Source organism: Streptomyces sp. NBC_01198 (assembly GCF_036010485.1).
Taxonomy (GTDB): domain Bacteria; phylum Actinomycetota; class Actinomycetes; order Streptomycetales; family Streptomycetaceae; genus Actinacidiphila.
This window is the reverse complement of sequence record NZ_CP108568.1, coordinates 5,676,583-5,688,729: the sequence shown is the minus strand read 5'-3', so window position 1 is coordinate 5,688,729 and position 12,147 is coordinate 5,676,583. Positions and strand designations below refer to the sequence as shown.

The window sequence follows — 12,147 nt, the reverse complement described above, 5'->3', positions numbered from 1 at the left end:
GCGGAAAGGACCCCTCATGGCGTCAGCGAATACGCACAGTTACCGCACCGACCTGGTGTGGACCGGCAACCTCGGCTCGGGCACGAGCAGTTACCGTTCCTACGAGCGTGCCCACCGGGTGTCCGCACCGGGCGTCCCGGTGCTGCTCGGGTCGTCCGACCCGGCCTTCCGCGGTGACGCGGCCCGCTGGAACCCCGAACTGATGCTGCTCGCAGCCCTGTCTCAGTGCCACCTGCTGTCGTATCTGCATGTGTGCGCGGTGAACGGCGTCACGGTGACCGGCTATACGGACCAGGCCGCCGGCACGATGACCCAGACCCCGGACGGCGGCGGAAGCTTCACCGAGGTGGTGCTGCGTCCCACCGTGGAGGTCGCCGACGCGGCCATGGCGGAGAAGGCCGCCGCGCTCCACGCGGACGCGCACCGGCTGTGCTTCATCGCCAGCTCGGTCAACTTCCCTGTGCGCCACGAGCCGACGGTGACCGTCAGTCCGTGAGGGCCGGCGTCCGCGCCCGCAGCCTGCGCAGCATCCTGGCGTCCTGGAAGCCCACCGCCCTGGCCGCCGACTCGACCGTGGTGCCGTGGCCGATCAGATGCTCGGCGCGTTCGATCCGCAGTTCCTGCTGGTAGCGCAGCGGGGTGAGCCCGGTGGCCGCGGTGAAGCGGCGGGTGAGGGTGCGTTCGCTCAGGCCGGTGGCGGCGGCCAGGTCGGCGAGGGCGAGCCGGGCGTCGTAGCGGGCGTCGATGAGGTCCTGGGCGCGGTGGACGGCGTCGCTGACGTGGGAGCGGTGCCGGAGCATCGCGCTGGCCTGCTGCTCGTCGCCGTTGCGGCGGGCGTAGACGACCATCTCGCGGGCCACCCGGGCGGCGGCGGCCGGCCCGTGCCGGACGGCGACCAGGTGCAGGGCCAGGTCGATGCCGCTGGCGATGCCGGCGGAGGTGACGACCCGGCCGTCGACGACGTAGAGGACGTCCCGGACGACGCTGGCCCGCGGGTAGCGGCGGGCCAGTTCGTCCTGGACGTCGTGGTGGGTGGTGCAGCGGCGGCCGTCCAGCAGGCCGGCCCGGCCCAGCGCGTCGGCCCCGGCGCAGACGCTGGCGACGGTGCCGCCCGCGGTGTGGTGGTCGCGCAGCCAGTCGAGGGTCGCCGGGGCCATCGCGCCGTGGTCGCGCAGGCTGTGCGAGCGCCAGCCGGGGACGACGACCAGGTCGCCGGGGTCCAGCGCGGGCAGCACCGGTTCTGCGCGCAGCGCGAGGCCCTGCGCGGTGGGTACGTCCTCCTGCTCGGCCGCGTAGTGCAGCGTGTGGCCGAGGCCGTGGTCGGCCGCGGTGGAGAACACCTGGGCCGGTCCCGCGAGGTCGAGCAGGTGCAGCTGCGGGACGAGCAGGAAGACCACCCGGGTCACGATCCAGTCAGCTCCTTGACGGTGGTGACGTTGGCGAAGCGACCCGCCAGCGCGTATTCGGTACGGGCGATGATCTCGGCGGGCAGCAGCGTACGCGGGTCGGCGAGCACCTCGGCGAGTGGGCGGCCCGCTGGCGCGTCGCGGTGCGCGATGGGCTCGGTGGCGGTGGCGTCGCTGACGAAGGTGACGTCGTAGCCGAGGTCGGCGGCCAGCCGGGTGGTCGTCTCGACGCACTGCTCGGTGCGGATGCCGCAGGTGATCAGGTTGCGGATGCCGCGCTCGGTGAGGATCTGCTGGAGGTTGGTGGTGGTGAAGGCGTTGTGCGCGGTCTTGTGGAGCACCGGCTCGCCGGCCGCGGGCGCCAGCCCCTCCATCAGCCGGACGTGGCCGAGCGCCGGGTCGAAGGCGCCGCCGGTGCCGGGTTCGGTGTGCAGCACCCACACCACGAGGCGGCCGTGCAGCCTGGCGTGGTCGACGAGCACGGCGACCTTGCCGGCGACGTCGGGGTCGGAGGCGGCCTGCCAGCTCTCCCGCTGCCGGAAGGACTCCTGGACGTCGATGACGATGAGGGCGGTGTCGGCGGGGGTGTGCGCGGTGGTGTCCGTGGTGGCTGTCATGTCTCAGATCCTGGCCGGTGGGCGGCGCCGCCGCCAGACACGATCATGTCCGGGGGCGGAACGATCCGGTCAGGACGGTGGGGCCGGCTCACAGTCTGCCGCAGCCGGGGATGAGCGCACCGTTCGCTGCGGGTAATGGCGGGGATCCGGGTGGGAAACAGCGGCGGCCCAGGCTCGTGGCAGGGACGACGACGGAGGTGTGTGAGCATGGCTGTCACCAGGGCTGCGGACCGCGACACCACGCGCGACACCGGGGACGGCACCGGGCGCGACACCGCGGGCGGCACGATCGTGCTCGTCGGCCACGGGATGGTCGGCCAGCGCTTCCTCGAAGCGCTCGCGGACCGCGGGGTGACCGGGCGGGCGCGGGTGGTCGTGCTGTGCGAGGAGCCCCGCCCGGCGTACGACCGGGTGCACCTGACCTCGTACTTCTCCGAGAACGCCCGCCCCGCGGACCTGTCGATGGTCGAGGACGGCTTCATGGCGCGGCACGGCATCGAGCTGCACCTGGGCGACCCGGCGGTCGCCGTGGACCGCGACTCCCGTACGGTGACGGCCCGTTCTGGCCTGACGGTGGTCTACGACACGCTGGTGCTCGCCACCGGCTCGTACCCGTTCGTGCCGCCGGTGCCGGGCAGGGACGCGGCGGGCTGCTTCGTCTACCGCACCATCGAGGACCTGCTGGCGATCGAGGCCTACGCACAGGGCGTGACCAGCGGCGCGGTGGTCGGCGGCGGGCTGCTGGGTCTGGAGGCGGCCGGCGCGCTGCGGGGGCTCGGCCTGGACACCCACGTGGTGGAGTTCGCGCCGCGGCTGATGCCTGTGCAGGTCGACGAGGGCGGCGGCCGGGCCCTGCGGCGTAGCGTCGAGTCGCTGGGGGTGGCCGTGCACACCGGGGTCGGCACCCGGGAGATCACCGTGGGCGGCGACGGGCGGGTCAGCGGGATGGCGCTGTCGGACGGGTCCGTACTGCCCACCGGCATGGTGGTCTTCTCCGCCGGGGTGCGGCCGCGGGACGAGCTGGCACGGGCCTGCGGGCTGCCGGTCGGCGAGCGCGGCGGCGTCGTGGTGGACGAGCAGTGCCGCACGCCGGACGCGGCGGTCTTCGCGATCGGCGAGTGCGCGCTGGCGGCGGACGGCCGCGTCTACGGCCTGGTCGCGCCCGGCAACGAGATGGCCGAGACCGCGGCCAGGACGATCGCCGGTGACGCGGGCGCCTTCACCGGCGCCGACCTGTCCACCAGGCTGAAGCTACTGGGCGTGGACGTGGCGAGCTTCGGCGACGCCCACGGCGCCACCGACGGGTCCCTGGACGTGCTGTACTCGGACGCCAGGTCGGGGATCTACCGCAAGCTGGTGGTCGGCCGGGACGGGACGCTGCTGGGCGGCGTCCTGGTCGGCGACGTCGAATCGTACGGCGTGCTGCGGCCGTTGACGGGTTCGGTGCCGCCGGTGGCGCCCGAGCACCTGGTGCTGCCGGCCGGCGCGGGCGCGCCGGTCGTGCTCGGCCCGGCCGCGCTGCCCGACGAGGCGGTGGTCTGCAGCTGCCACCACGTGACCACGGGCGCGATCCGCGGCGCGGTCGGCGACCACGGCTGCGGCACCGTCGCAGAGGTGAAGAAGTGCACCAAGGCCGGTGCGGGCTGCGGCAGTTGCGTGAAGGTGGTGGGCCGGCTGGTGACCGCGGAGCTGGCGGCGAACGGTGTCGAGGTGGACGGCGGCCTGTGCCCGCACTTCGGGCAGACCAGGGCCGAGCTGTACGAGATCGTGCTGGCGCTGCGGATCTCCTCCTACCGCGAACTGCTGGACGCCCACGGCCGGGAGGGCGCGCGCGGCGGCGACGGCTGCGAGGTCTGCAAGCCGGCCGTCGCCTCGATCCTGGCGTCGCTGGCCGCCACGGTCGGCGCGAGCGTGCACGTGCTGGACGGCGAGCAGGCCGCGTTGCAGGACACCAATGACCACTTCCTGGCCAACATGCAGAAGAACGGCTCCTATTCGGTCGTGCCGCGCATCCCCGGCGGTGAGATCACCCCCGAGCGGCTCATCGTGATCGGCGAGGTGGCCCGCGACTTCGGCCTCTACACGAAGATCACCGGCGGCCAGCGCATCGACCTCTTCGGCGCCCGGGTGGAGCAACTGCCGCTGATCTGGTCCCGGCTGGTCGACGCCGGCTTCGAGTCCGGGCACGCCTACGGCAAGGCGCTGCGGACGGTGAAGTCCTGCGTGGGGCAGACCTGGTGCCGCTACGGCGTGCAGGACAGCGTCAGGATGGCGATCGGCCTGGAGCTGCGCTACCGGGGCCTGCGCTCGCCGCACAAGCTCAAGTCGGCGGTCTCCGGCTGCGCGCGCGAGTGCGCGGAGGCGCAGAGCAAGGACTTCGGGGTGATCGCGACCGCCAGCGGCTGGAATCTGTACGTCGGCGGCAACGGCGGCGCCACGCCCCGGCACGCGGACCTGCTGGCGCAGGACCTCTCCGACGCCGAACTGGTGCGGCTCATCGACCGCTTCCTGATGTTCTACATCCGCACCGCCGAGCCCCTGGAGCGCACCAGCGTGTGGCTGCAGCGCGTCGCGGGCGGCCTCGGACACGTCCGCGACGTCGTCGTCCACGACTCGCTGGGCATCTGCGGGGAGCTGGAGGCCCTGATGGCCGCGCATGTCGCGGGCTACCGCGACGAGTGGGCGGACACCGTCAACGACCCGGAGCGGCTGAGCCGCTTCGTCTCCTTCGTCAACGCGCCGGGAACCCCCGACCCGACCGTCCGGTTCGTGCCCGAGCGCGGCCAGATCAAGCCCGAGCCGGTCCTGCTGGCCCTGACAGAGACGGTGACCGTATGACCGCCCCCTCCCCCACCGCGGCCGCTTCCCCCGGCCCGGCCCCGTCCCTCAGCGGGACGGTCGAACTGCGCACCGGCGAGGGCTGGTTGGCGGTGTGCCCGGCCGGTGCGCTGCTGCCGGGCCGCGGGGTGGCGGCGCTGCTGCCCGACGGGCGGCAGGCCGCGCTCTTCCGCGACCGGGCAGGACGGCTCTACGCGATCGGCAACGTGGACCCCTTCACCGGCGCCGGTGTGCTGTGCCACGGCCTGCTCGGCTCGGTCCAGAGCCGCGCCTACGTGGCCTCGCCGCTGCTCAAGCAGCGCTTCGACCTGGCCGACGGCCACTGCCTGGACGACGACACGGTGGCCGTGGAGAGCTACCCGATACGGGTGGCCCCCGCCACTCCCTGACGGGGGCCGCGAGCGGGCCGCCGGCGCCCGCGGACCGGCGGATGCCGGAGGTCCCGGTCGTCGCCGGTCCGCGGGCGGCGGCAGCGGTCAGGCGTCCCCGGCCGCGCCGGCCGGCGGCGCCGTACTGCTGCGCTCCACCAGCCGGGTCGCCAGGTCCACCCGCAGCGTGCTGGGCTGCCGGCCACGGCTCAGGTCGAGCACCAGCCGGGCCGCCGCCTCCGCCATCTCGGTCAGCGGCTGCCGCACGGTGGTCAGCGGCGGGCTGATCCAGGTGGCGAGCGGCAGGTCGTCGAAGCCGACCACGCTCAGGTCGCGCGGGATCGACAGGCCCAGCTCGCGGGCCGCCTCGTACAGGCCGAGTGCCTGGAGGTCGTTGCCGGTGAAGACGGCGGTGGGGCGGTCGGGGCGGCGCAGCAGTTCAAGGCCCGCGGTGTAGCCGGCCTCGTGGTGGAAGTTGCCGGAGACCACCAGGCCCGGGTCGTAGCGCACTCCCGCGGTCTCCAGCGCGGCACGGTAGCCGTCGATCCTGGCCCGGCTGCACATCATCTTGGCCGGGCCGCCGAGCACGCCGATCCTGGTGTGGCCCAGGTCCAGCAGATGGCGGGTGGCGGCGAGGCCGCCCTGCCAGTTGGTGGCGCCGATGGCCGGCACGTCCTCGCCGGGGTCGCCGGCCGGGTCGAGCACCACGAACGGGATGTCGCGGCTGATCAGCTGCGCGCGCTGCGCCGGGTCGAGCCCGGAGAGCACCAGGATCACCCCGGTGGGGCGGCGGGCGAGCACCCCGTCCACCCAGGTCTGGCCGGGGCTGAGGCGGCCCGCCGACTCCGACAGCACCACGCTGAGGCCCTCCTGGCCGGCCACCCGCTCGACGCCCCTGATCACCTCCATCGCCCACGAGCTCTCCAGCTCGTGGAAGACCAGGTCGAGCAGCGGCGCGGGCTGCATGCTGCCGCGGCGGCGCTGGTAGCCGTGCCGGCGCAGGAGGTCCTCGACCCGGCTGCGGGTGGCGGGGGCCACGTCACCGCGGCCGTTGAGCACTTTCGAAACAGTCGGAGCCGAGACCCCGGCGGCCCGGGCGATCTCGGCAAGCGTCGCCGTGCCCTCGCCGGTGGTTCCCGACTGGTCATCGTGCGAGGGCTGGGGAATCGTGGCACTCATGGGTGCGATCGTAGCCCGGGCGGGTGGGGTCCGTCCGCGCCACAGCCGTGTCAATTAGCTCCATGGAGTCCCAAAAGATTCGGTTACATCCCCGAAATATTCGGGCGACCGGCCGGGCCGATGATCACCCGCGCCTCCCCGTGCCCTCCCCCATCGGCTGTTACGGAACCAGGACGGACCCAGGGGAACGCAGCGATCGTCCGCGGGATCTCTCCTGGTGACAGGGGCGTTCACCCGGACGTTCCCTGCCGGTCACCGCGGGCCGACCGGCCCGCACGGGCACGGGCTCGTCCGCCCTGCCTTCACGCATCCTGGGGGGATACGTTGAACCGCTCCACCATCCACCACCGCACGCTGCGCGCATCCGCCGCCACCGCGGGCGCCGCCCTCGCCCTGTCCGGCGCCGCACTGGCCCTCGCCCCGACGGCCTCGGCCGACGGCACTCCCGGCGACGGCGTACCGAAGATGACCCTGTCGGTCGACGCGCCGGCCCGGATCGGCCTCGCGGGCGGGCCGGTCGAATTCACCGAGACCATCGGCAACACCGGCACCGGCTACGTACCCGACATCCTGGAGCTGGAGGCCGCGGCCGGTGCGGGGATGCCGTCCGACGGCTTGAGCATCGACTACCGTGCCGCGGACGGCAGTTGGAAGCCGGTCGAGCTGACCTTCGCCGGCGGCGTCTTCAGCGGGCGGCCGTCCGAGACCTTCTCCGTACCGCCGGGCACCACCAGGACCGTCCACCTGCGGATCGGCCTGCCGATGGGCACCGCGCACCACGGTGACAGCGACGGCGGCGCCGAGTCCGTCACCCTGACCTCGGTCGTCGGCGCGACCGGGTCGTGGGTGGCCGAGGCGAAGGACACCCACACGATCAAGGTCGGCTCGGTCACGTCGTCCTTCGCGGGGGTGCCCGCCGACGTGGTCGCGGGCGGCGCCCCGATCGCCTTCGACGCGAAGGTCTCCAACCCGACGCCGTCGGTGTACACGAACCTCTCGCACCTGCTGTTCGCCGACAAGCACGCGACCGTGCAGGTCCTGAAGTCCGGCACGTGGACGACCCTGACGCCGGTGGCCGACCCGCGCGAGCCCGGCGGCCGGCTGGGCTTCTACCTCGACGGCCGGGACTCCTCGGTCGGCGCGGACAGCTCGACCGTCACCCGGGTCCGGGTCTCCTACCAGGCCGGGACCCCGGTGGGCCGGACCACGCTCGGCGACTGCGTCCTGGTCAACGAGGGCAGCACGCCCTTCACCGGAACCACGCTGTGCCAGAAGGACACGGCACTGACCGTCACGAAGGCTGCCGCGGCGACCCCGACCGCTTCGGCCACCGCGACCCCGACCCCGACCACGACGGCGTCCGCGACCGCGACCCCGGCGACCGGCGCCCAGCTCGCCAGCACCGGCGCCGGCTCCTCCTCGACCGTCGCCGCCGTCGCGGGCGGTGCGCTGCTGCTGGCCGGCGCCGCCACGACGGTCTCGGTCCGGCTGCGCCGCCGCAGCCACTGATCCACGGCTGCCGCCGACGCACGCGGTGCGGGGCCGCCGCGCCGGACGTGGCGCCCCGCACTGCCATGTCCCGCCGCTCGGCGGGACATTGGGCGGCTTTCACAGCCATCACAGCGCCCTTCCCGGGTAACCGGGGGAAGAGGAGGTGGTCATGGCCACGCAAGAAGCAGTCAGCCGGATGCCCTGGTGGGTCAGGACGATCATCGGAGTCGTCGCCCTCGGGCTGCTGTTCGTCCTGCTCGGCAAGGCGAACTGGCTGCCGGGTCTGCCGAATCCGTTCGCCGAGACGACCAAGGACCGCAGTGGTCCCGTACTCCTGAAGTCGATTCAGGACATGAACCGGTTCGAGGGTGCGAGCGGCAACTTCGAGGTCGTGGTGGACCTGGACAAGGACGCCAAGTACCTGCCCGACGTCGTGCGCGGCAAGCGCACGCTCTACGTCGGAGCAGGCAGCGTCGACGCCTATGTCGACCTCGGTTCGGTCAAGGGGGACGCGGTGACGGTCTCCGACGACCGCAAGACCGCGTCGCTGCGGCTGCCGCACGCGGCACTGGAGCGGACCTCCCTGGACACCAAGAACTCCTACGTGGTCTCCCAGTCGCGCGGCTTCTTCGACCGGGTCGGCGACTTCTTCGGCAGCGACACCGGCAATCTGCAGCAGCTCAACGAGCTGGCCGCGCAGAAGATCCAGGACGCCGCCAAGCAGACCGAACTGGCCGGCCGGGCGGAGACCAACACCCGCATGATGCTCCAGCAGATGCTGAGCTCGCTGGGCTTCACCACGGTCAACGTGACCTTCGGCCCGCCCGCCAAGGCGACCCCGTCGCCGTCCGGTTCGAGCACGGCGAGCGCGTCGCCGTCCCCCACGAAGAAGTGAGTTCGGCGCCTTCGGCTACGAGGACGTGAGCGCGGGAAGCAGATGCTCCTCCTCGTAGCCGAAGTGCCGCTCCACTTCGCCGCTGAGCTCGTCGAGCCGCCGCCGCAGGCCGGTCCCGGGTACGCCCGGTCCGGCCGGCTCAGGGATGCCCCGGGGGCAGCGTGAGAAAGCCGGGGGCGGCGCCTCCGCACGAAGCGCCGCCCCCGGCGGGGAAGGGCCGGTCCGGGCCGCCGGGCGGTGAGGGTTCGGCCCCCAGGGCAAGGGGCCTGCGGCGGCGGACCGGGCCGGCCCGGTCGGGGGGGTCAGCGGGATCTGGCGGCGGCGCGGCCGGCCTCCAGGCGGGCGACGGGAATGCGGAACGGTGAGCAGGAGACGTAGTCCAGGCCGACGTCGTGGAAGAAGTGCACGGACTCCGGGTCGCCGCCGTGCTCGCCGCAGATGCCGAGCTTGAGGTCGGGGCGGGTGGCGCGGCCGGCCTCCGCGGCGCTGCGGACCAGGGCGCCGACGCCGTCCCTGTCGATGGTCTCGAAGGGGGACACGCCGAAGATGCCCTTCTCCAGGTAGGCGGTGAAGAAGGACGCCTCGACGTCGTCGCGGGAGAAGCCCCACACGGTCTGGGTGAGGTCGTTGGTGCCGAAGGAGAAGAACTCGGCGGCCTCGGCGATCTGGCCCGCGGTCAGGGCGGCGCGCGGCAGTTCGATCATCGTGCCGATGGACAGCTTCAGCCGGGTGCCGGTGGCCGCCTCGACCTCGGCGATCACCAGGTCCGCCTCGTCGCGGACGATCTCCAGCTCCTGGACGGTGCCGACCAGCGGGATCATGATCTCGGCCCGCGGGTCGCCCTTGGCCGCCTTGCGATGGGCGGCGGCCTCGGCGATGGCGCGTACCTGCATCGCGAACAGCCCCGGGATCACCAGGCCGAGGCGCACCCCGCGCAGCCCCAGCATCGGGTTCTGCTCGTGCAGCCGGTGGACGGCCTGCAGCAGCCGCAGGTCGTTCTCGTTGGCGTCCTCGCGGGACTCGGCGAGCGCGACCCGTACCGACAACTCGGTGATGTCCGGCAGGAATTCGTGCAGCGGCGGGTCCAACAGCCTCACCGTCACCGGCAGGCCGTCCATCGCCTCAAGCAGTTCGATGAAGTCGGCCTTCTGCAGCGGCAGCAACGCGCCGAGCGCCTCGTTCCGTTCGGCGTCGGTGTCGGCCAGCACCAGCCGCTCGACCAGCTCGCGGCGCTCGCCGAGGAACATGTGCTCGGTACGGCACAGGCCGATGCCCTGCGCCCCGAAGCGGCGGGCGCGCGCGGCGTCCTCGGCGTTGTCGGCGTTGGCGCGCACCCGCAGCCTGCGGACCCGGTCGGCGTAGGCCATCACCCGGTGCACGGCCTGCACCAGGCCGTCCGCCTCGTCGGCGCCCGCGTGCATCCGGCCCTCGAAGTACTCGACCACCGGAGAGGGCACGACCGGCACCTCGCCGAGGTAGATCTTGCCGGTGGAGCCGTCGATCGAGATGAGGTCGCCCTCCTCTATCACCACGCCACCGGGCGCGGTGAGCCGGCGCCGCTTGGTGTCGACCTCCAGCTCCTCGGCCCCGCACACGCAGGTCTTGCCCATGCCGCGGGCGACGACGGCCGCGTGCGAGGTCTTGCCGCCGCGCGAGGTCAGGATGCCCTCGGCGGCGACCATGCCGCCCAGGTCGTCGGGGTTGGTCTCGCGGCGGATCAGGATGACCTGCTCACCGGAGCGGGACCACTTCACCGCCGTGTACGAGTCGAAGACCGCCTTGCCGACCGCGGCCCCCGGCGAGGCGGCGATGCCCCAGCCGATCCGCCGGACCGAACCGCTGTCCGCCACGGTGTCGTCGAACTGCGGGAACATCAGCTGGCTCAACTGCGCCCCGTTGACGCGCTGCAGGGCCTCGGCCTCGTCGATCAGCCCCTGGTCGACCAGTTGGGTGGCGATACGGAAGGCCGCCGCCGCGGTCCGCTTGCCGACCCGGGTCTGCAGCATCCACAACTGACCGCGCTCGATGGTGAACTCGATGTCGCACAGGTCACGGTAGTGCGTCTCCAGCGTCTGCATGATCGTCATCAGCTGGTCGTAGGAGGTCTTGTCGATGCCTTCGAGGTCGGCCAGCGGCACGGTGTTGCGGATGCCGGCGACGACGTCCTCGCCCTGCGCGTTCTGCAGGTAGTCGCCGTAGGTGCCCTGCGCCCCGCTGGCCGGGTCGCGGGTGAAGGCCACGCCCGTACCGGAGTCGGGGCCGAGGTTGCCGAAGACCATCGAGCAGATGGTGACGGCGGTGCCCAGGTCACCGGGGATACGCTCCTGGCGGCGGTAGAGCGTGGCCCGTTCGGTGTTCCACGACTCGAACACCGCGCAGACCGCGAGGTCCATCTGCTCGCGCGGCTCCTGCGGGAACTCCCGGCCGGTCTCCTTGACGACGATCTGCTTGAAGTCCTCGACCAGCGTGCGCAGGTCGGCCGCGTCCAGGCCGAGGTCGCTGTCGGCACCCTTGGCCCGTTTGGCCGCGTCGAGCGCCTCCTCGAACAGGCCGCTGCGCACGCCCATCACGGTCTCGCCGAACATCTGCACGAGGCGGCGGTAGGAGTCCCACGCGAACCGCTCGTTGTCCGCCTGGGCGGCGAGACCGACGACCGAGGCGTCGGACAGGCCGATGTTCAGGACGGTGTCCATCATCCCGGGCATCGAGAACTTCGCGCCGGACCGCACCGACACCAGCAGCGGGTCGTCCGGCTGCCCGAGCCGCTTGCCCATCCGCTGCTCCAGCGCGTCGAGGTGCGCACTCACCTCGTCGCGCAGGCCGGCGGGCTCGGCGCCGGACTCCAGATACACCCGGCACGCCTCGGTGGTGATGGTGAATCCGGGAGGGACCGGAAGCCCGAGGTTGGTCATCTCGGCGAGGTTCGCGCCTTTCCCGCCGAGCAGGTCCCTGAGATCCTTGTTGCCCTCAGTGAAGTCGTAGACGAATTTCTGCTGCTGCTGACGTGCCGACACTGGGCCTCGACTCCTCGCGACCGGGTTGCCCTGACGGCGGGGAGCGTACCCATCTCCAAGGCTCCGCAGTGCGTGCATCCGCACGACACACGGGTTTAACCGCTCGTCTGCCGAGGCTTCGAAAGTATTCGCCACGTCGGCGGGTGGTCATGCCGCGTTCACGAAGCGAAGGCACCGTGTCGCTCCGCGAGGCCGGAGGACGGTCGGGTGCACGCGGAGTGACGGTTGCCGTGAGCCTCTGCACGCATCCACACTGGCACTGAGTGCCATGCATTCGAGAGGTGTGATGCTCGGATGGGCGCTCGTTTGAGCGGGTAGGGCATCAGGCGTGATGCGAAT

9 protein-coding genes are annotated in these 12,147 nt (G+C 72.6%); 5 read left to right on the top strand and 4 right to left on the bottom strand.

Going from position 1 to position 12,147, the window contains the following annotated elements; genetic code table 11:
• The first annotated feature begins 16 nt into the window (after window positions 1-16).
• The gene (locus OG702_RS25285) at window positions 17-496 is read left to right on the top strand and encodes an OsmC family protein (protein ID WP_327291229.1); all 480 of its coding nucleotides are present in this window, start codon (window positions 17-19) and stop codon (window positions 494-496) included.
• On the opposite strand, the gene OG702_RS25280 is transcribed toward OG702_RS25285, so the two are convergent.
• Together OG702_RS25280 and OG702_RS25275 are read right to left on the bottom strand one after the other, a co-directional pair.
• The gene (locus OG702_RS25280) at window positions 486-1,406 is read right to left on the bottom strand and encodes a GlxA family transcriptional regulator (RefSeq protein WP_327291227.1); all 921 of its coding nucleotides are present in this window, start codon (window positions 1,404-1,406) and stop codon (window positions 486-488) included. The two genes, OG702_RS25285 and OG702_RS25280, sit on opposite strands and share 11 nt — an antisense overlap.
• Entirely contained in the window at window positions 1,403-2,023 is a 621-nt protein-coding gene (locus tag OG702_RS25275; protein WP_327291226.1) for a cysteine hydrolase family protein, read from the bottom strand. Before OG702_RS25275 ends, OG702_RS25280 begins: the two co-directional genes overlap by 4 nt.
• A 309-nt stretch (window positions 2,024-2,332) precedes the next feature.
• On the opposite strand from OG702_RS25275, the gene nirB reads away from it, so the two are divergent.
• Both nirB and nirD read left to right on the top strand, forming a co-directional pair.
• Window positions 2,333-4,861 carry a nitrite reductase large subunit NirB gene (gene nirB / locus OG702_RS25270; RefSeq protein ID WP_327293366.1) on the top strand — a complete coding sequence of 843 codons (2,529 nt, stop codon included), beginning with the start codon at window positions 2,333-2,335 and terminating at the stop codon, window positions 4,859-4,861.
• Window positions 4,858-5,250 (top strand): nitrite reductase small subunit NirD, encoded by a 393-nt coding sequence (nirD, locus tag OG702_RS25265; protein ID WP_327291225.1) that lies wholly within the window; start codon window positions 4,858-4,860, stop codon window positions 5,248-5,250. The genes nirB and nirD overlap by 4 nt, the downstream gene beginning before the upstream one ends.
• Window positions 5,251-5,337: 87 nt before the next feature.
• On the opposite strand, the gene OG702_RS25260 is transcribed toward nirD, so the two are convergent.
• Window positions 5,338-6,408 (bottom strand): LacI family DNA-binding transcriptional regulator, encoded by a 1,071-nt coding sequence (locus tag OG702_RS25260; RefSeq protein ID WP_327291224.1) that lies wholly within the window; start codon window positions 6,406-6,408, stop codon window positions 5,338-5,340.
• Window positions 6,409-6,732: 324 nt separating this feature from the next.
• On the opposite strand from OG702_RS25260, the gene OG702_RS25255 reads away from it, so the two are divergent.
• Both OG702_RS25255 and OG702_RS25250 read left to right on the top strand, forming a co-directional pair.
• Window positions 6,733-7,917, top strand: a complete 1,185-nt coding sequence (locus OG702_RS25255) for a hypothetical protein (protein ID WP_327291223.1) — start codon at window positions 6,733-6,735, stop codon at window positions 7,915-7,917.
• 151 nt (window positions 7,918-8,068) lie between these two features.
• Window positions 8,069-8,794, top strand: coding sequence for a DUF4230 domain-containing protein (locus OG702_RS25250; RefSeq protein ID WP_327291222.1), 726 nt, complete (start codon window positions 8,069-8,071; stop codon window positions 8,792-8,794).
• A gap of 302 nt (window positions 8,795-9,096) precedes the next feature.
• Here OG702_RS25250 and ppdK read toward each other — a convergent pair whose 3' ends face one another.
• A complete protein-coding gene (ppdK, locus tag OG702_RS25245) occupies window positions 9,097-11,808 on the bottom strand; it encodes a pyruvate, phosphate dikinase (protein WP_442814531.1) in 2,712 nt (903 codons plus the stop codon).
• Window positions 11,809-12,147 lie beyond the last annotated feature (339 nt).